Genomic DNA, 18,875 nt, shown 5'->3' with positions numbered 1-18,875 from the left:
ACGTATTACTCGTGTGTCGCGACGAGCAGTCGTTCGTCCTCGCGGCGGACGCAAAACCGGACGTCCGCGTCGACGTCGAAACTGTGCGCCGTGCGCTCGGAGATGAGCAGTTGCGAGAAGGAGTCACCACAGGCGGGACAGTCGACACCGTCGCGATTCTCGACGAGCATGGTGTCTCCGTCGTCGCGGAGTAACTTCACGCGGTGCCGAACCTCGTGGACGTCGAATCCTGTGGTCATCGTCTGCGAAGAGTCGTCGGGAGGCAAAAACGTTCGGTGAAAAGCGAGACGGGTGTCGAATCCGAGGCGTTCAGGCGAGCGACGAAAGCTGGTCTCGGGCCGACGCGAGGGCGTCCAGGTCGTCGGTCGTGAGGTAGGTGTAGATGTCACGGGCGACGCGGACGAGTGTCTCGGATTCCGACACCGGAATGTCTCCTTCGAGCGCTTCGACGCGCTTGAGGTGGTTCGAGAGCGTCCCGAGCGTCGTTCGTGCCTCTTTGTCGGGATGGTCGTCGAGCCACCCGCTCAGGTCGTGGTGGTACGCTTCGATGGCGTTGGCGTACGCGAGGCCACGAGCGTCGGACAGCGAGTCAGGGACGGACGACGGTTCGGGGCGCGTGTCTTCGTCGGCCCCGCGGAGGAGTTCGAGGACGAAGTACTCCTCGTCGTCCGTCGGTCGGTTCGACCGGGCGACGACGTCGACGGCGTGGAGAAGTTCGTGTGCCGCCAACGAGGTGTCGTCGAGCGGGAGGAGTTCCCCGCCGTGGATGTACCCCGTCTTTCTGACGAACTCACGGAGGTCGGACTTCAGCGCCGGTGCGGCGTCGCGTATCGTCCCGTCTGCCACCGCGGTCCGATGGTCCGTGAGTTCGAGCGACACCTGTGCGGCGGTGTGGCGTTCGCGTTCACCGACGCCGACGCTCCGCATACTTCCGCAGGACGGACAGGACACGTTCCCAGTCTCGTAGTACGACCAGTGCTGGCCGCAGTCCTTGCACTCGCGCTCGCCGCGTATCTCCATGGCGCGGTGTTCGGTCCGCCGCCGCAAAAACGCGACGACCCTCAGACGAGGAGCGTCGAGACGACGAGGGCCGTGCCGACGAGAGCAGCGAGGAGGCCGACGACACGCCAGACGAACCGACTGTGCTCGTCGAGCGCCGACCGAGACCGGTCGACGTCGCGGAAATCACACAGCGGGGAGGGGTCGTACGCGACGAGCACTCCGACGATACCGATGAAACTACCGAGGGAGACGAGCAGGATGGGGACCATACGCGAGGCGTCGCATCACGAAACCATAATAGTTAGACAATTTACATTTATGTTGGGAGTACATACGTCCGGGGGACCAGAGGCGACACATGCGCAGTGAAGCGGAAGTCCGCGAGCAGTACGAATTCCTGAAAGAGGAACTGGAATCCGAGGACATGCGACACGAAGGCGTTCGAAAACTCCTCACGCACTACAAACGCGCCATCGGGTGGGTCCTCGAAGAAGAGCATATGTGACGCGGGAGAACTCGTACGTACGGGATTGGTATGAGGTACGTATCGCTCTCTCAGTCGTCGTCGTCGTGTACGTATCGTTCCCTCGGTACTCGTTATCGAGTACGTATCGTTCTGTTGTCAATGATTGTCACTCGTCGTTATCTTTAAGTAAAACCGAACGGTAGCCGAATGTGACGCTTCGCTTTGGAGGGCCGAAGCGTCAGCGGGGACCAATTCAGGGCGGCACGCCGTGCCGGAGATTTCCGGCACGGCCTGCTTTCCTTCTGCTCGGACCTACAGACCCAGAGTGTCGACGCTCGATTCTCTCGACGCCGAACCGCCGACAACCGTCGCCGAGAGACGTCTTCCGGTGGAAAATCGTGCTACGGCGTGCCACACCATGGTGAGAGCCATCCAATTACGAACATATCCAAAACCCGAAAACGACGTTCTGGGTGATTGGTAACTCGGCATACACGAACAGACGCTCAGTTTCTGGTGTGTAGAGGCCATAGAGTTCGTAAATCACTGATCGTGCCGACATATTTATTTGAATCAGACAATAACATACAGGTCGAATTTACCGATGTACGACCTGACAGGATTCCAGCGAGACCTACTGTACGTAATCGCCGGACTCGAAGAACCCCACGGACTCGCTATCAAAGAGGAACTCGAAGCGTACTACGAAAAGGAGATTCACCACGGCCGTCTCTACCCGAACCTCGATACACTCGTCGAGAAAGGCCTAGTCGACAAAGGACAGCGTGACCGACGAACCAACTACTACACGCTCACGCGGCGTGGTCGGCGCGAAATCAAGGCACGTGACGAGTGGGAAGCGGAGTACGTCACCGAAGATTTCGAGGCCTGAGATAGCTCACCCGTCGATGCCGGCGTCGGACGGTGGCCGTGAGTCCCGACTCGCTCCGTCGTCACTGTACCCCGGCAGTCGTTCTGCAGCGTCGAAGTCGTCTTCACTTTCTTCTCCGTTCGCTCGAACGTCATCTGCCGACTGACCGTCGGCGTCTTCGCCCGCCTGTATCGGTCTGTCGTCGACCAGATACGCAGGGTCGACCATGTACGGTCGAATCGGTCTTCCGGTCACTAACTCCGGGAGGACGAGGCGCGCGAAGTTCACGAGTAACACGAGAATCATCGGCATGAGGAAGATGCCGTACCACCCGAACAGAAGCGGGCCGAAGGTGTACGCTATCATCACCGCACCGACGTGGAGACTCCGACCGGAGACGTACGGCCTGAGGACGAGGTCAGGAATCGTATCGACGATGACGAACGAGACGGCAGCGAAGAGGACGACGAACCACAGTCCGGGTGGATTCACCACGAACGCCTGTGCGCCCATGTAGATGGCCACCGGAACGTAGACGAGTTTCATCCCGACGACGGGGATGAGACTCGCGATTCCAGCGAGCAACCCGACGAGCGCCGGAGCAGGGATTTTGACGCCGAGTGGCGCGGCGACGTTCAAAAGCGAGTACGCGATGACGCCGATAGTTCCGGTGAGAACTGCGTTGAGGATGTTTCCGAAGAAGATGTTGTTGAAGTCCCTGTCGACTGCGCGGACGTACGCCTCCAAGATGCCCTTGTCGTCGGCGAACAACGACAGACCCCATCGACTGAGTTTGTGGCCGTCGCGGAGGAGATAGAACGCGAAGGCAATCATGATGAACAGGTGGACTGCACCGATTCCGAGGAACGCGAACGTGTCGACGGCGACGGTGAGTGAATCGAACACCGACGACGCGGCACTCGGCGTGAGAAGCGACTGGAAGTCGTACTGCAACAGCGCCTGCGGAGTCGCGATACTCTCGATGAGGGTGGGGTCGATACCGTACGCCGCGAGGTCGATATCCGCGTCGTCCCCAGAGAGTCTGTTGGCGTACTTGACGAACTCGCGGAGTGCGATGGTCGCCGCGTAGGTCATCAACCCGAGGACGGGGAGTGCGAGAGCGAACATCGCCACCGTCGCCGCGAGGCTTGGTGGTCTGATTCGCCGACGAATACGGCGGTAAATCGGGCGCGTCGCGTAGTAGATGAAGAGGCCGAAGACGAACGTTCCGATAAACGAGTAGACGACGTAGAGAAGTGCACCCGCGAGGGCCGCAGCGATGGCCCACCACGTTGCACGGGAACGCTGAATGTCACGAAACGCCATAGGTTATGTCCGACAGGGAAACGGCAAAAGCCTATCGTGGGTTCGACCGGTCGAAGAACGAACGTCGCGAAAGTGGCGAAACACACGCCGTCGACACCGTCAGAGACGTGGTTCTTCTCTCGAAATCGGCAGACCCCGGGCGGATATGGCCGATATTGCCTCATTGATAACGAATATCTTAACATACGGGTCTCCGTAGCGGCCCGCATGGACCGAGAGACGGTGGTTCCCCACGTCGATTCGATGCCCGGCAAACGGGCCAAAGAGTGGGCATCCTACCACCAGGAACACGCCGCACCGAGTACCTACGTCTACGATTTCGTCTGGGACATCACCGAAGACGCGGAAGGACCGTTCTGTACCGACGTCGACGGCAACGTCCTGCTCGACTTCACGAGTCACGTCGCTGCTGCTCCCCTCGGCTACAACAACCCGAAGATACTCGACCGGATGGCGGAGTTCGATATGGTCGACCCGACCAAAATCGCTGGTCAGGACTTCTACGTCAGCGACGGGTCGGCACCCGGTGACGAGGAGTTCCCCGGCCCCGCCGCGCTGATGGACAAACTGACGGACCTCACGAGTCACTACGGGATGGACACCGTCTTCCTCTCGAACTCGGGTGCAGAGGCCGTCGAGAACGCCATCAAGATTTGCTACGACAACTCCGGTGGTGCGAAGTACGGCATCACCTTCGAGGGTGCCTTCCACGGGCGAACCCTCGGCGCGCTCTCGCTCAACCGGTCGAAATCTGTCTACCGCCGCAACTTCCCCGAAATCTCCGGCGTCTTCGACGTGCCGTTCTGTGACGACCGGTCGTGTACGGCCGAAACGTGTTCGTGTGGATTCTTCCCCGACCCCGAGTCGGCCGTCTCGAAACTGCGGCAGAAACTCCACCCCAAGAAAGGGAACGTCGACGCCTCGGAAGTGTCGTACGTCATCGTCGAACCGATTCAGGGCGAAGGCGGGTATCGATTCCCGTCGGACGCCTTCTCCGAGGAACTCGCCGCCGTCGTCGAGGACTACGACCTGACACTCATCGCCGACGAGATTCAGTCGGGCGTCGGGCGGACCGGCGAGATGTGGGGGTCCGACCACTACCCGATGGAACCGGACGTCATCACCGGCGCGAAAGGACTCCGCGTGGGGGCGACCATCTCGAACTCGGATATCTTCCCCGAGAAGACGAGTCGCCTCTCGTCGACGTGGGGTGCGGGCGACATCATCTCCTCGATGCAGGGCGTGTTCACCCTCGAAGCGATCGAGGACTACGACTTACTCGACAACGCCGTCGCTCGTGGCCGCCAGTTCAAAGAGACGATGCGCGACGCTGCGCCCGAGGCAGTCGTGGACGTTCGCGGGAAGGGCCTCCTCCTCGGCGTCGAGTTCGACACCCACGAACGCCGGAACGCCGTGCTCGAAGCGGCGCTCAAACGCGGCCTCCTCACGCTCGCGTGTGGGTACAAAGTCCTCCGTATCCTCCCGCCGCTCGACGTGACCGAACGCGAAATCGACATCGGCGCGACCATGCTCCTCGACGCTATCGAGGACGTGTCGTAAGCCGACGCTCTCAGTTCTCTCCGCCCGTCTCGACTCGGAGCAGTGGGTCGACTACGTCCCCGAAATTTCGCATCATCCCGCCACCGACGAGGTAGTACACTGCCGACTCGACACGCTCTTGCCACGCTGGCCTGTCGTCGTGTCGTCCCGTGAGTCCCACGTCCCCACCACGAATGAGACTCGCCGCGTCGCTCGCGACGACGCCCGCGAAGTTCGAGTCGTACTCGCTTCGTGTCGCCCGAAAGTCGTCCATTGCACGGCGTTTCGCCCGGAACGCGCGACCCGAGTTGTAGTCGGTATCGTCGGGAGAAACGTCGAGTTCGTCGAGGGCGTAGTCGTGGGCCTGTCGCGCGAGGAGTGCCTCTCCGGTCTTCACGACGCGAAACACGGTCAGGTCACGGCGGACGTCCCCGCCGTAGAATCTGAAGTCGTTGTCGAAACAGAGCGTCCACAACTCCCAGCGAGCGGCCCCGTACGGCGTCTCTTGGTCGAGTTCGAGTTCCTCTTTGAGTTTCGTCCGCATCTGGTCACGTCTCGGATACCGGTCGGTTTCCGCGAGGAGGCCGAGAAGCGCGTCGTCCAGTCGCTGTCGGTGTGACCGTGCGTCGGGTCCAAGATTCGACCGATACCGCTCGCGGTAGTGGCGAGCGTTTTCGATTCGTTGTTCCGCCTGCAACTGCGACCCCCACGTGTTCGCCAGTCCGTGGGGCGAGTACTCCTCTACCGAGTCGGGGTCGCCGCCGGTGTACGTCCCACTCCAGTTCGAACTGATACGGGCAAACGAGAGTTCGCGTTCGATAGCGTAGAGATATCCGAGGTCACGCCCAGGGTCGGAGACGCGGTACTCGGAGATGGAGTCCGCGATATCGTCAGTCTCCTGTCGGAGTTCACGGCCGCGTTCGAGACGGGCGTCCGGGTTCGCTTCGCCGAGTGCAATCTTCGCGTAGCCGACGGCTTCGCCGGCGAACAGCATTCCGTAGGTCGCCGAGAAGAGGCGTTCACGGGCGTTTCGTTCCTCTTTCGCGGATTCGAGGTGGCCTCCCGCCGGCGACCCGCGAAGGTGAAACCGCATATCCTCGTCCACCGAATCGAGGTCGATTCGTGAGCGGAGTTCCTGCGCCCGCTCGACGGTCTCTTCGAGTCGCTGCACCGCCTCGTCGGCGTGTTCGTCGCTCACGGGTGGTTGCCAGACGTAGTTACTCGACGGGTCCGGATACATCGTCGTCAGCGTGTCCGTCACCGGGTCTGGAAGCCACTCGGGGGCGAACCAACCGATGCCGGCGATGAGGCTTCCACCGCCGAGAAGGCCGAGGAGTTGGCGACGAGAGAGTCTCGAACGGTCGTCTTCGGAGGGGGAGGGAGGGCGTTGGTCGTCGGGGGACATACGACGAACCTCGAAACAGACTCGTGTAAACGTGTCGGCTCGAAAGGATTTCTATGCTGGCGTCGCCTACGTCCAGCGGTCCAGTCCCGTCTGCGTGACGGACTCTTCGATGCGTTCGAACCCACGGCGGACTTCGTCGGCGTCGACTTCCCACGTCTCGGTGACGAACTCGCGGGCGGCGGCCACGTCCGGGTCGATATCCGTGTCGTAGTCGTAGTCGTCGGTGACCGGCGGGTCGAGGAAGAACTCGCGCACTCTGTCGGCGTTCGGGATGGTGTCGCCGCGTGCTTCGAGGACGGCCCACAGGTCGCCGTGTTCTTTGACCGCTTTCACCGCAGTCTTCGGGCCGACGCCGGAGATACCTTCGTTGAAGTCGGTGCCACAGAGCATGGCGATGTCGACGAGTTGCTCGTGAGTGATGTCGTGTTTCTTCAACGTCGCTTCGAGGTCCATCAGTTCGGGGTTCCCCTTGCTCGTGAGTTGCCGGAGCGTGTAGGGCGCGCCGAACAGGAGCGTGTCGTAGTCTTCGCTCCCGACGTAGTCGGCGTCGCCCTTCCGAGCCATGTAGGACGCCTGCGCTTCGCCCTCGGCGGGTGCCTCGACGACGGGCACATCGAGGAGTCGGAGCAGTTCTCTGCTCGTGTCCTGAATCGTCTGTGTGAGTCGCTGCGTTCGCGCTTCCATCCGGGCCGCCTCGACGGCGTCGCCGGCCTCACGCGCTTCTTCGAGGCGCTCTTCGGCCTTCTCGCGCTGCTCGCGCCGTTTGGCCACCTCGTCGTCTTTCATCTCCGTGACGCCGCCGTCGAAGACGAACACCGGCGTCAGGTCGTGTTCGAAGAACTTGGGGAGGCCCTGAACGATGCCGACGAGGTTGGCGACTTCCTCGCCGTCGCTCGTGGTGTACTTTGCCGAATTCGTCCACTTGACTGTCGTCGTGAGATAGCGGTACAGCCAGTTGTGTGCGTCCACGGCGACGACGCTCCCGGCCACCTCGTCGAACGATATTTCCGACAGGGCCGCGAGCGTCCGCAAGTCTGCGTTACCCATTTGCCGGACGTTCGAGGGGCGAGGGTTTCAATGGTACGAGTGGGAGTCGACGGTGCTGGTGTGCGTGTTAGTCGTCGTCGCCCTCACCCACGAACGCCGGCGGGTCGCTCCCGTCACGAGTCGCGAGGAACGAGCGCTGTCTGTCGTCTGGATTCCGGGCACGATAGCGGTCTAACCCCGATTGGTACGTCTCGCGCGACACCGAGACTGGCGCGTCGGCGGGGCGCTCCAAGACCAGTTCTGCCATCCCCGTCTCGCGCCCCGTGAACCCGAATCCTGCCTTGTGACAGGCCTCGTAGGCGAACGGGTTGTTCGTAGCGATACGGACCGTCTCGTATCCTCTCGTCGCGGCGACGTCTGCGGTTCGCCGGAGGAGTTCCGGACCGAGTCCCTCACCTCGCCTGTCGCGTCTGACGGTGACGTACCGAATCCAGAGCGTCGTGTCGTCGGTCCGGTCTTCGTTGAACGCGACTGCGGCGACGACGTCTTCGGCCAGTGGCGGAAGCGACTCGGGACCACCTGTCGGTGGGGGCCGCTCGTCGTCTATCGGTGGCAGTGAGTCGTCGTCGCGAAGCACCGCCTTTCCAGTCTGTGCTGTGACGAACTTCCCGGCGTACGCGAACCGCCGGTAATCGAGGCGGAGCCGTGGCCCATCTTCCGGCCAGCCGAGCACGGCGAAGTCCATACGTAGACGAGTGACCGCATCGCGCAAGAACCTTCCCCGGCGAGTGCGTCAGTTCGGCTATGCACGGTGTCGGTGACGTTCGTTTTTTCGACCGGTTCGCCCCGCTCTACGACCTCGTGATGCCTGCCGCAGAGGCCGAGACGCTCAACGAGGCACTGGCCCGCGCGGACATCCCCGTCGAACGCGTCGTCGACATCGGTGGCGGGTCGGGTCGGGCCACGCTCGCACTCGACGCTCCCGAGCGAATCGTCCTCGACGTGTCGGCAGGGATGCTCCGTCGGGCACGTGAACGGGGCCTCGACTGTGTCCGTGGCGACGCACGAACGCTCCCCTTCGCGGACGACTCGGTGGACGCGGTGACCGTCGTCGACGCCTTCCACCACATGCCGAACCAGCGGACCGTCGCCGAGGAAGTCTACCGCGTCCTCGAACCTGGTGGTGTCTTCGCAATCAGCGAGTTCGACCCCGAGACACTCCTCGGGCGCGGACTCGTCCTCGCCGAGCGAGTCGTCGGGTTCGGGTCGTCGTTCGCGTCACCGAGCGAACTCACGCGGTTTCTCGAACGCGTCGGGTTCGAAGCGCACGTCCTCGACACGGGATTCGAGTACACGGTGGTCGCGAAAAAGCGGGAGAGCCATTAGGGGGGCGACGAATTCACGGGTATGGCAACCTCGACGTCCTTCCTTGAGGAGCGACTCGATGCCGGGGCGTTACCGCTCGCCGTGGGCGACATCCTCGTCATCTTCCTCCTCGTGACCGTCGGCGTGATTCAACACAATGGCGTGTCGTACCTCTCGACTGACCCCGTGGGATGGGTCCTCACCGCCGTGCCGTTCCTCGTCGCGTGGGCCCTCGTCGCACCGCTCCTCGGTGCGTACTCCCCGGGTGCCGCCGAATCAGCGAAGTCGGCCGTCCCGCTCGGCCTCCGTTCGTGGATTGTGGCGGCGATTCTCGGTGCCGTGATTCGCTGGACGCCCCTGTTCGAAGGCGGTGCGGACCCCATCTTCATCGGCGTGATGCTCGTCCTCGGGTCCATCGCACTGGGCGTGTGGCGAACGGTCTACTTCCGTCTCGTCTGACGACCCCACCGATTTTCGACCGACGTCCCGCTTCAGGCGGGTGTCGGTCGGTTCCGTAACAAAGTCACACCGAGGAGCGCTGCCACCGTCGCGAATCCAGCGAGCACGACGAAGAGCGCCGTCGGCGTCGCGGCAGCGAGGATAAAGCCCGCGATTGCACCACCGAGTGCGCCGACGCCGAAGACGCCGAGGTAGGTAAAGCCATACGAGAGGCCACGGAGTCCTGCAGGGGTGTACTCGGCGACAGTCGCCTGATAGAAGGGCTGGACCATGAAGAGGAAAAAGCCGAGTAAGGCGCACATGACGAGGAGCGGGACGACGCCGAGACTCGCGACGGGGAGGAAGGCCATCGCGACGACGGCGAGTGCCGCGAACCCGACGACGAGGCCACGTTCGGTTCTGATTCGGTCCGTGAGTTTTCCGCCGACGTACTGGCCGAAGACGCCGATAGTGAGGAGACCAGCGTAGACGTACAGTTCCACGTCGAGGGTCGGTGTCGCACCGCCGGGGCCGGCGAGAATCGACGCGGGGACGAGCGCCGAAATCGGAATCGGGTCGATGCCGAGGACGTCACCGATGAGGTCCGGCAGGAACGTCGTGACGCCGCGGTAGTAGAGACCCGAGAACATCACCAGTGTGAAGACGAGTGCGAATCCGCTGGCGAAGAGGGCTTTCGACTCCGAGAGGAATTCACCGACCGACGAGACACCCGTCTCTGCTTTACTGGAGGCACCGCCACCGTCGGCGGCAGCGACGGCCGCTTTCTCTTCGAAGTCGGCGCGAGTGGCGAAAATCGCGGCCACGATAGCCGGCACGGCGAGGACGCCCGCGACGAGATGCCAGTCGAAAAAGAGCAACAACAGTGCCGTGAGGAACGGTCCGAAACCGATGCCGATGTTGCCTGCGATGCCGTGGTACGCGAATCCAGTCCCCCGTTCTTCGACGCCCGTGCTGATGAGACTGAGACCCGCCGGATGGTAGACACTCGCTGCAGCGCCCCAGACGAGGAGTGCGATGGCGACGACGACGAGATTGGGGGCCGCCGCGAGCAAGAGGAACGACCCGGCCATTCCGAAGAGACAGCCGACGATGAGTCGCTTCGACCCGAGGCGGTCGACGAGCACACCACCGGGGAGCGCACCGAGGCCGAACAGCGCAAATCCGAGTCCAGCCATCACGCCAAGCGACGCGGTGGTGACCGGAATCGCCGTCAGACCGAGGTCGATGGTGGCGTACTCGCGAAGCCAGATGGCGACGAAGATGGGGATAGAGAGTTCGTACGTGTGTACCATCCCGTGGGCGAGCATCACCAGTGCGGTGATTGCGCGGTCGTTGCGGTTCACGTGCGCTCGCACGAGTCCAATACGGTTAACCGTGTGGAGTCGCGGCAGATGTGGCCCTCGAAGATGTGAACTGAGTGTTCAAACGACGCAAGACAGATTTTTTCATAAGTCTGATTATCATTATTATTTATAATACCGTTCACGTCTGGCGATTATTTTCTCATAAGTTATGGAGATGTGTTATGGAAGCCACTGCGAGAATATCAGTCATCTATGAGAAAGAACTATACCAGTTACAATCGTATAATAATACATATTATGACCGGATATTACGACTACATTCTTGGGCTCATCCCGCTCGCACTACTCGGAATCACAGGCACCCTCGTCGTGGCCGGCTTACAGTTGACCACGGCAGTTCCGATGGCAGCGGGTGTGTCAGCACTCCTCACTGGCCACGCACTCTTCGTGAACGGCCCATCGTCACCGACGCCACTCTCTCGACAGGTGGAACAATCCGGTCCCGCCGACGCATCACCCGCACCGTCCGTTCTCGACGCAGACTAACTCCATACGCTGCTCCGGTCAATCGATGACACGGCCCGCAGGGTTTTGACCGCAGGTCACGTTTCGCCGTATATGACAGAGACATTGTTCCTCACGAGCGACGACGTGAGCGGACTGGCGACACCCGCCGAGTACGTCGACGCCGTCCGAGAGGGCTATCGACAGCGCGGAGAGGGTGCACCGGCCGAACCGCGGACGAAACTGCTGAACCGTGAGCCACCAGGGATGTTCACCACCTACGCAGCGGTGCTTCCCGATACCGGTGCGATGGGTGGCTACATGTACTCCGCAGGATTCGGCGCGACAGACGCGTGGTTCATGACGCCGCTTTTCGACGCCGAGTCTGGCGAACCGCTCGCACTGCTCGACGGCGCGAGTATGAATCCGTTCAAGACCGGTGCCGCAGGCGGTGTTGCCGTCGACGTACTCGCACGTGAAGACGCATCTTCGGTCGCACTCATCGGAAGTGGCGCTCAGGCACGGGGCCAACTCCGGGCTATCGACGCGGTTCGTGACCTCGACTCCGTCTGGGTCTACTCACGGACGAAAGAGAGTCGCGAGCAGTTCGCCGGCGAGATGGACCGCCATCTCGACGCCAGCGTCGCCGCCGTCGCCTCCAGCGCGGCGGCAGTCGAGGGAGCGGATATCGTCGTGACGGCGACCACAGCGTCGGAACCGGTGTTCGACGGTGACCTGCTGGAACCGGGGACGCACGTCACCGCCATGGGCCAGTACCATCCGGACAAGCGCGAACTCGACACGACGGCCATCGAGCGTGCGAAGTACGTCCCAGACCTGCGAGAACGCGCGACAATGGACGCCGGGTCGTTCCTCGCCGCACTCGACGCCGGCGTCGTCGACGAAGACCACATCTACGCCGAACTCGGTGACGTCGTCGCAGAGACGGTGCCCGGCCGAGAAGACGACGACGAGATAACCGTCTTCGACAGCGGGGGAACGGGTATCGAGACGGCCGCATCGGCCTACATGCTGTACGAGAAAGCCCGCGACGAGGGACTCGGAACGACGATAGATTTCTCACCCGCGAGCGAGTCGCTCACCGGCGAGTAACCGCACTCGTCGGGCACATCGGGGCGCTCACATCGTCAGTCTCGCGGTGCGTTCGACTGTCTGGACGACGACCGGCAGCAACGCCAACGCGCCAGTGACGACGATTGCCGGGACGACGATGCCCACCCAGAACCACCCCGAGTGGACCTGTGCTGCAGCGCCGAGAAGCGACGTTCCGCCGACGACGAGACTGTAGTACGCAGACCGAAGCGGGAGCGTCGGGAGATGTCCGGGGCGTGGCCACGTCCCCGTCGCGACGTACTGGCCGCGGTAGGTGCCGACGGCCGCAGCGCTCGCAACGAGTGCCGTGAGGCCGGACAGCGACACTGCCTCCGGTGGCGTCGCCGCCAAGAGCAACCAGAGTGTCGGAATCACGAGAACCGACACCTCCCACGCGGCGAAGAACACCTGGTCGAGCCAATGGTCGACTCGCTTGATGGTCTTCGTGAACACACCCCGAGCCACACTAGACGGTCGGTTGCGATCGTCAAAATGGTTGTTCTGGGTGGCCAGAAAGACGCGAATCCGAGAGCGAATACCGTCGAGAAAACAGCTCCTGCAGTCACTGCCGAGAGATACCTACTGCAGTCGGTATCGGAGAATCGCAGCGATTCCGCCGAGGTTCTTCAACTGTTCGCCGGGTTGGAACTCGGCGGAGAAGACGGTCACCTCGCCACCCTTCTGTTCGACGGAGTCGATGACGTCGTTGACGTCGATATCCCAGTCGCCTTCGCCTTGGCGTTCTGCGCGGAGTCGTGAGTCGAGGAGGAGCAAGTTTTCGATAGCGCCGTAGTCGGCGGCCTCTGCGACCTGGTCGACGCCGTAAGCCGCCTTCGCACCGGTCGAGATGTTTTCCATCAACTCGTCGATGAGGTTCGCTTCTTCGGCGATGCGGGTCTGTTTCTGGACGTCGTCGACGGCCCCGCGTTTGAGCACTTCGTGGACCCCCCGGTCACCGACGCCGGCAGTGTCCACCGTCGTGACGATGAGTTCGGCCACCTCGGCGTAGTTCTCTTCGAGGTAGTCCATCGCGTCGTTCTTCGTGAACCCGGGGCCGGCGAGGATGATGGCGTCCACGTCGAGGTGCGAGAGCGCCGACCCGAGTTCGGCGAACAGTTCCGAACGGGGGCGGGCGTACTCGCCCTTTCCGGTCGGTTTCGTCAGCGACGCGTACTCCTCGGTTCCATACTGGGCGACGGTGTGGATGTAGGCCGCGCCCTCTTCGACCGTCGCGATAGCCACGTCTGGGTTCTCGGCGGCCTGTTCGGCCGTCTCGATGCGGTCGATTTGGTCGGCCTTGAAGTGTTTCTCGATGGTAATCTCGGCCCGCTCTTCGACGTTGAGCGTGTGGTGGTGGCCGAGTTGGTCCTCGCGGGAACACGAGACGATGACGCCACCGACGCGGAGACGGTTGGCGAAGCGGGCGAACTCGATATCATCGACTTCGATGGTCACGTGGAGGTGTTCGCGCTCACCACCCGTATCCCGCATCTGTTCGTCGTCGCGCTGGATGCGACGCGTGGTGTCACCGGAGACGAGGTCCCCTGGTTCGAGGACGTACGAGAGGTGCCAGAGGTCGTCGACGTTCTCTGGGACGAGCGTGATTCGCTCGCGCCCTTCTTCGCCCCGACCGCGGCTAGAGATGCGCATATACGTCCGGTCGTCGGGGAACGGAAAAGAGTCCTGCTATCGTGGCTACAGCGTCGACCGCTCGGCCAACCCATCGGCGTAGCCTCGCGCCCAGAGGTAGTAGGTCGTCACCTGCACGTAGAACAGGACGAAGACGCCAACGAGGATGACGGCGAGGAAACTGCCGACAGTGCCGAGAACGATTGCGACGACGATTGCCAGAAGCCACGCGACGGCGTACTCCGCCGTCAACGCACCGCTGAGAATCGTCCGCACGTCGAATCCCGCTCCGAGGTTCCCCTCGATTGCGAAGTTGGCACTCGCAGCGGGGATGAGATAGCCGGCCACTAACGAGAGGCCGAAGAAGAGCAGTCCAGCGACGATGGTGACGATACCGAACCCGATGTTTCCGGCCGGTTCGGGTGCCATCCCGGGGCTAGTCGTCGATTCGACGATGGTGAACGTTCCGAGACCGATGATAGCCGAGAGGATGACCGCTGGAATGATGGCGACGAGCGCCCACACGAACGTCACGACGAACAGTTTCAACCCATCGACCAGCAAGCCACCCCAGTCGGTGAACGATGGTGCAGCACGGTCACCGTCGGCGGCCGCTCGCATCGCCCTCACGAAGTAGCCCTGAAGGATGAACGCAGGGAGAATGAGAACAGACAGGAGCGATAACACACCACCGATGATAGTCGTGGCAACCCAGTCGTCGCTTCGCTTGACGAACCACAGAGCGTCGGAGAGCATCGTATCAAGTTGTCGCTCCGCTATCGGCTTAGATATTCCGTCGAAAATTTGAATCTCTGCTGACAGCTTAGACGGCTGGTTGCTCGTCTGGCATGTCGCCTTCGTCCATCATCTCGATGTCGTGGAGTTCGCCCCACGTCTTGCCGATGATGTAGTAGGCCGCTACGGACGCGTAGAACGTCACGAACGCGCCGACGACGAAGCCGAGCAGCGGGACGACGTTCAGGATGCCGACGATAATCGACGACGCGAACAGCACGACGAACGCCATGAGCCACGCAGTCGCGTACTTGCCCGACATGAGGATGGGGCGGAGTTCACCGAACTCGAACGCCGCACCCATGCGGTCGGTTTCCGCGTAGTTGGCGAGGGCCGCCGGGATGAGGTAGGCGGCGGCGAGGCTGAGGACGAACGCGAACAGCAGGCCGACGAGCGTCACGATGCCGCCGAAGGCACCTGCGACGTCAGAGCCACCACCGGCGACGATGCCGATGAGTCCCGCAAAGCCGAACACCAGCGCGATGACGGCCGGGATGAGCGCGTACACGAACACGATAGCGAAGCCTTTCAGGCCGTCTACGGTCATGTCACCCCACTCGTCGAACTCCGGCGGTTCTTCGTCGCCCCGCATGGTCGCACGGACTACCCTGAGGAGATAGCCGATGACAGTAAACACGGGGATGATGAGGAAGCTCAACAGGCCGAGTACGCCCCCGATGAGGACCGTCTTGACCCAGTCTTCTCCGTTACGGAGGTAATTGATTGATTCTGAAATCATGGAATTCACCGAGCGCCGCCCCCCAACCACGAGTCGTTTGACCGACCGGTCACCTCACGGCTGTACACGTACGCTCAGAGATACATTACGGTGAGTAAGTATATAATCTTGCACTAAATACCCACGAATAATGTACTATTAATTCTTGAAGCGTCCGTTTTCCGCATCCCGTGGTGATTCTGCCGGTTGCGGTATTCGGTGGTAATTGAACGTTTCGACGCCGGTACTGACGAGCGTGATTCGGGGGACTCCTGTCACACGAGGGTATCTTCATTCCGTCTGCCACCGTATCTCTAGCGCTATGCCGACGGTCCAGACCAACGAAATCGAGACCTACTACGTCCAGCGTGGCGAGGGACCACCGCTCGTCTTCGTCCACGCTGCGCTCGTCGACCATTCGATGTGGGCCCCGCAGTTAGACGCCCTCGCCGACGAGTACACCGTCTACGCGTACGACCTCCGAGGACACGGCCGAACTGGTGGGTCTGCAGTCGAGTCGTACTCTGTCGACCTGTTCGCCGACGACTTGGACGCGTTTTTGACCGCCCTCGAAGTCGAACGTCCGGTGCTCTGTGGACACTCGCTCGGCGGTGCAGTCACACAGGTGTACGCCGCACGTTATCCCGACAGCATCTCCGGACTCGTACTGGCAGACTCGTGGACGTCGGAACTGACCGACTGGCGCGACAGACTCACTCTCCTCCTGTTGAACACCCAGATCCGACTGGTCCGGGTGGTCGGCCTCGAACGTGCGCAGCGTGCGGGCACGTGGGTGCAAGAACGGTTCAACCCGGACGCCGGCGGCGAGTACGGGACGTGGGAACAACTGCAAGCGGAGATGCCGCCCATCCCGTTCGAGGAGTTCGAGAAAATCGTCCGCGCGATTACGACATTCACGAACGTCACCGTGGACCTGCGGTCGATTTCCGTCCCGACGCTCGTCATGTACGGCGAGAACACCGTCGGATACGGGCGACGACAGGCGACGAGATTGGCCGCAGAGATTCCCGACGCCACGCTCGAAGTGATTCCCGGCGGCGGCCACGGAAGCAACCTCGACAACCCGTCGTTCTACTCGGGAGCAGTGGCGTCGTTCATCGAAGAACGCGTCACCAGTGGCGTCGCAGGGAGTGTCGCATAAGCAGACGAGAGAGCCTCGAACTTCGACTCGGAGGAGTTACTCGTCGACGATGTCGCTCCCGCCGGGCGGGAGGAACTCCTGTATCTGGTCTGGCGAGGCGATTTTTCTGACGAACGATTTGTCCTCGAAACGCTCTCGGAGGCGACGGTAACAGAGCTTCGCGGCGTCGTTCTGTGCGTACTGTCCGGGAGTGAGTGTGAGCATCGTCTCGGCACGCGTCTCGATTGCCGACGGCGGCCCACCGATGACCCGCGTCTCGTCTTCACACTGGATGCCGACGGCGACTTTCGCGGCGATATCTTCGAAGTAGCGTCGGTCACCGCGAATGACGAAACTCCCTTTCTCGATGTACTCGCCCGACTCGGGCGTCTTCGACACCTGCGACGGTTCGACCATGTAGGCGTCGTCGGCGAAGCGGCCCTCCTTCCAAATCGTGGAGTACGACACGGCGAACTGTGCGGCCTCTCGGAGCGTCTGCTCGGAGAAATCGACCGCCTGCCCGGGTTCGCTCGGCCCAGTCGCCTTCAGGAGCGTCACCGGTCCACCGTGTGCCTGCGTGTGGAAGAACCGGTCGTGTTTGTTCATGTACTTCTTCACTAACTCCTCGTTCTGGTCGGCGTTGCGGCCACCGACGACGAGATACCCGTCCGAGGTGTGGAACCAGCGGAAGCGCTCGAACCACTGTTCGCTCGACTTCACCGGAACCGACCCGAGCGAGAGCCAATCTGTCTCCTCTGGTTCTTCGTCTTCGTCGGCGTCTTCGTCGCCGTCGTCTGCCTGCCACTCCTCACGGCGGCGTTTGACCGCCTCCAGTTCTTCACGGGTGTCTTCGATGGCCGCGAGGGCGCCTTCTCTCTTCTCCTGAATGCGCTTGGCCTCGGTGTAGAGGCGATTCGCGTTCTTCTCGACACCCATCGACACGTCCAGGGTGACGGTGGTGTCGTCGAGGGCGATAGTGACCGTCCCGTTTGCACCGTCGACGTCGGTGACTGCCTCCGCTTCCGGAATCCCCTGTTCGGCCCCGTCTTCGAGCGTCGCGGCGATATCGTCCCACGGGACGCCCTCTTCTCGTGCACCCCGAACCGTCGAGAGCACGTCGTCTACCAAGTCGTAGTTCGCATAGAGCAGTTCGGCGCGCTGGCGTTCGGCGTTCGCCTGCTCTTCGAAGCCTTCGATGGCCTGTTCTTGCTGTTCGATGATGCGCTGTTGCTTGGCGATTTGTTCCTCGAAATCCGGCCGGTTCGAGGTTGCCTCTTGCTCGTCTGCGGTCAAATCGAGACGGAAGAAGTACTCGTCGAGCGCCTCGTTGAACGTGTCGAAGGCCTCTTCGTCGAAGCCTTCGTTTTGGTGTTCTTCGAGCGGGAACGGCGTGACGTCCACGACATTCTCGTCGTCGTCGAGGTAGATTCGCGGGGCGAACTCACCCGACCGAACGAGGTGGCGGAGTTCGACGATGGCGTCGTAGATGTCGTCGTAGTCGTCGCTCGTCGCGTCGGCGATATCGAGCGTCTTCTCGACGCCGGCGCGGGTACAGATTTCTTCGGCGTAGAGGCCGCCCAGATTCAGTTGCGTCGCGATGGTCCGGACCACGTCGGTGTCGGACTGCTCCATGTTGCGGCCGAGCGCGTCGCGACTGATGGTCAACGGGTCGAGACGAGAGGAAGGATACTCGTACTGTGACCCCGGTGCGACGGTTCGCGACTTGAGGCGAACCGTCTCTAAACTCCTGACGACTTCGCCCGTCTCGTCGAGGATGGCGATGTTTCCTTGCCCAAAGAGTTCGACGACGATTTTCGTGTTCTCGTCGCCGCGTTCGAACGTGAACGTGAGGATGCGGTCGAACTCGTACTGTTCGACGCCCGCGAAGTCCGCCCCGCTGAGTCGGTTGCGGAGCATCATCGCGAAGTTCGGTGGGCGTCCGGGTGCGTCCGGCACGTGTTCCTGTGTGGCGAGGTGTGCACGCTTTATCTCGCCGACTTCCAAGAGGAGTTCCAGACGGCCACGGTCGAAGTCCCGCATCTTGAGGCGAAGCAGGTCGTCGCCGTAGAGGTACGCCTTGTCGACTTTCGCCCCCTCGTACCGGTTCAACTCGGTGACGAGGGCCGCGAGGTCGACGCTCGTGAGTTCCCGCTTCGGGTCCATGGACTCGCTTTTCGTCGGCACCGGAAAAGGGGTGTCGTTTCGGCAGGTCCGTTCGAGGGGGAGAAGACACTTACCACCGAGACGAAAT

General features: G+C 62.0%; 21 protein-coding genes. 8 read left to right on the top strand and 13 right to left on the bottom strand.

All coding sequences use genetic code 11. The features are described from left to right. Positions 1-5: 5 nt before the first annotated feature. The 3 genes from ACK3R5_RS09095 to ACK3R5_RS09085 form a co-directional block, all read right to left on the bottom strand. Complete coding sequence (locus ACK3R5_RS09095; RefSeq protein ID WP_411966760.1) at positions 6-239, bottom strand: flagella cluster protein; 234 nt, start codon at positions 237-239, stop codon at positions 6-8. A gap of 70 nt (positions 240-309) precedes the next feature. Next, a complete protein-coding gene (locus tag ACK3R5_RS09090; RefSeq protein ID WP_411966759.1) occupies positions 310-1,020 on the bottom strand; it encodes a hypothetical protein in 711 nt (236 codons plus the stop codon). Positions 1,021-1,061: 41 nt separating this feature from the next. Continuing rightward, positions 1,062-1,271 (bottom strand): hypothetical protein, encoded by a 210-nt coding sequence (locus tag ACK3R5_RS09085; protein WP_411966758.1) that lies wholly within the window; start codon positions 1,269-1,271, stop codon positions 1,062-1,064. Between the two features lie 89 nt (positions 1,272-1,360). Between ACK3R5_RS09085 and ACK3R5_RS09080 the strand changes: the two genes are divergently transcribed. Beyond that, on the top strand, positions 1,361-1,507 hold the full coding sequence (locus ACK3R5_RS09080; protein ID WP_411963741.1) for a hypothetical protein: 147 nt from the start codon (positions 1,361-1,363) through the stop codon (positions 1,505-1,507). A 565-nt stretch (positions 1,508-2,072) separates the two neighbouring features. Then, positions 2,073-2,360 carry a PadR family transcriptional regulator gene (locus ACK3R5_RS09075; RefSeq protein WP_411963740.1) on the top strand — a complete coding sequence of 96 codons (288 nt, stop codon included), beginning with the start codon at positions 2,073-2,075 and terminating at the stop codon, positions 2,358-2,360. A 6-nt stretch (positions 2,361-2,366) separates the two neighbouring features. Here the strand turns inward: ACK3R5_RS09075 and ACK3R5_RS09070 are convergent, their stop codons facing one another. Continuing rightward, on the bottom strand, positions 2,367-3,665 hold the full coding sequence (locus ACK3R5_RS09070) for an AI-2E family transporter (protein WP_411966757.1): 1,299 nt from the start codon (positions 3,663-3,665) through the stop codon (positions 2,367-2,369). Between the two features lie 207 nt (positions 3,666-3,872). On the opposite strand from ACK3R5_RS09070, the gene ACK3R5_RS09065 reads away from it, so the two are divergent. Then, the gene (locus ACK3R5_RS09065) at positions 3,873-5,225 is read left to right on the top strand and encodes an aspartate aminotransferase family protein (RefSeq protein ID WP_411966756.1); all 1,353 of its coding nucleotides are present in this window, start codon (positions 3,873-3,875) and stop codon (positions 5,223-5,225) included. A 10-nt stretch (positions 5,226-5,235) separates the two neighbouring features. Here the strand turns inward: ACK3R5_RS09065 and ACK3R5_RS09060 are convergent, their stop codons facing one another. The 3 genes from ACK3R5_RS09060 to ACK3R5_RS09050 all read right to left on the bottom strand — a co-directional run bounded on the left by ACK3R5_RS09060 (position 5,236) and on the right by ACK3R5_RS09050 (position 8,341). After that, positions 5,236-6,609 (bottom strand): transcriptional initiation protein Tat, encoded by a 1,374-nt coding sequence (locus ACK3R5_RS09060; protein WP_411966755.1) that lies wholly within the window; start codon positions 6,607-6,609, stop codon positions 5,236-5,238. 66 nt (positions 6,610-6,675) lie between these two features. Continuing rightward, positions 6,676-7,656, bottom strand: coding sequence for a flap endonuclease-1 (fen, locus tag ACK3R5_RS09055; RefSeq protein WP_411966754.1), 981 nt, complete (start codon positions 7,654-7,656; stop codon positions 6,676-6,678). 67 nt (positions 7,657-7,723) lie between these two features. Beyond that, the gene (locus ACK3R5_RS09050) at positions 7,724-8,341 is read right to left on the bottom strand and encodes a GNAT family N-acetyltransferase (RefSeq protein ID WP_411966753.1); all 618 of its coding nucleotides are present in this window, start codon (positions 8,339-8,341) and stop codon (positions 7,724-7,726) included. 59 nt (positions 8,342-8,400) lie between these two features. On the opposite strand from ACK3R5_RS09050, the gene ACK3R5_RS09045 reads away from it, so the two are divergent. Together ACK3R5_RS09045 and ACK3R5_RS09040 are read left to right on the top strand one after the other, a co-directional pair. Beyond that, the gene (locus tag ACK3R5_RS09045; RefSeq protein WP_411963734.1) at positions 8,401-8,982 is read left to right on the top strand and encodes a class I SAM-dependent methyltransferase; all 582 of its coding nucleotides are present in this window, start codon (positions 8,401-8,403) and stop codon (positions 8,980-8,982) included. 21 nt (positions 8,983-9,003) lie between these two features. Further along, positions 9,004-9,420, top strand: a complete 417-nt coding sequence (locus tag ACK3R5_RS09040; protein WP_411966752.1) for a DUF3054 domain-containing protein — start codon at positions 9,004-9,006, stop codon at positions 9,418-9,420. Between the two features lie 32 nt (positions 9,421-9,452). Here ACK3R5_RS09040 and ACK3R5_RS09035 read toward each other — a convergent pair whose 3' ends face one another. Then, complete coding sequence (locus ACK3R5_RS09035) at positions 9,453-10,727, bottom strand: MFS transporter (protein WP_411968652.1); 1,275 nt, start codon at positions 10,725-10,727, stop codon at positions 9,453-9,455. Between the two features lie 294 nt (positions 10,728-11,021). Here ACK3R5_RS09035 and ACK3R5_RS09030 point away from each other — a divergent pair, with 294 nt between their 5' ends. Both ACK3R5_RS09030 and ACK3R5_RS09025 read left to right on the top strand, forming a co-directional pair. Beyond that, positions 11,022-11,270: a hypothetical protein gene (locus tag ACK3R5_RS09030; RefSeq protein WP_411966751.1), complete on the top strand. Its 249-nt coding sequence runs from the start codon at positions 11,022-11,024 to the stop codon at positions 11,268-11,270. A gap of 72 nt (positions 11,271-11,342) precedes the next feature. Next, positions 11,343-12,341: an ornithine cyclodeaminase family protein gene (locus ACK3R5_RS09025; RefSeq protein ID WP_411966750.1), complete on the top strand. Its 999-nt coding sequence runs from the start codon at positions 11,343-11,345 to the stop codon at positions 12,339-12,341. 27 nt (positions 12,342-12,368) lie between these two features. Here ACK3R5_RS09025 and ACK3R5_RS09020 read toward each other — a convergent pair whose 3' ends face one another. The 4 genes from ACK3R5_RS09020 to ACK3R5_RS09005 form a co-directional block, all read right to left on the bottom strand. Further along, positions 12,369-12,806 (bottom strand): hypothetical protein, encoded by a 438-nt coding sequence (locus tag ACK3R5_RS09020; RefSeq protein ID WP_411966749.1) that lies wholly within the window; start codon positions 12,804-12,806, stop codon positions 12,369-12,371. 114 nt (positions 12,807-12,920) lie between these two features. Next, positions 12,921-13,991 carry an mRNA surveillance protein pelota gene (locus ACK3R5_RS09015; RefSeq protein WP_411963729.1) on the bottom strand — a complete coding sequence of 357 codons (1,071 nt, stop codon included), beginning with the start codon at positions 13,989-13,991 and terminating at the stop codon, positions 12,921-12,923. Between the two features lie 45 nt (positions 13,992-14,036). Next, positions 14,037-14,726 carry a DUF4013 domain-containing protein gene (locus tag ACK3R5_RS09010; RefSeq protein ID WP_411963728.1) on the bottom strand — a complete coding sequence of 230 codons (690 nt, stop codon included), beginning with the start codon at positions 14,724-14,726 and terminating at the stop codon, positions 14,037-14,039. A 67-nt stretch (positions 14,727-14,793) separates the two neighbouring features. Beyond that, entirely contained in the window at positions 14,794-15,504 is a 711-nt protein-coding gene (locus ACK3R5_RS09005) for a DUF4013 domain-containing protein (RefSeq protein WP_411963727.1), read from the bottom strand. Positions 15,505-15,805: 301 nt separating this feature from the next. Here ACK3R5_RS09005 and ACK3R5_RS09000 point away from each other — a divergent pair, with 301 nt between their 5' ends. Next, on the top strand, positions 15,806-16,645 hold the full coding sequence (locus tag ACK3R5_RS09000) for an alpha/beta fold hydrolase (protein WP_411966748.1): 840 nt from the start codon (positions 15,806-15,808) through the stop codon (positions 16,643-16,645). 36 nt (positions 16,646-16,681) lie between these two features. Here ACK3R5_RS09000 and rqcH read toward each other — a convergent pair whose 3' ends face one another. After that, positions 16,682-18,787, bottom strand: a complete 2,106-nt coding sequence (rqcH, locus tag ACK3R5_RS08995; RefSeq protein WP_411966747.1) for a ribosome rescue protein RqcH — start codon at positions 18,785-18,787, stop codon at positions 16,682-16,684. Positions 18,788-18,875: the final 88 nt, after the last annotated feature.

Source organism: Haloferax sp. YSSS75 (assembly GCF_046764215.1).
Classification (GTDB): Archaea; Halobacteriota; Halobacteria; order Halobacteriales; family Haloferacaceae; genus Haloferax.
Note: the sequence above shows the minus strand (reverse complement) of the source record. Positions and strands in the feature narration are given on the sequence as shown.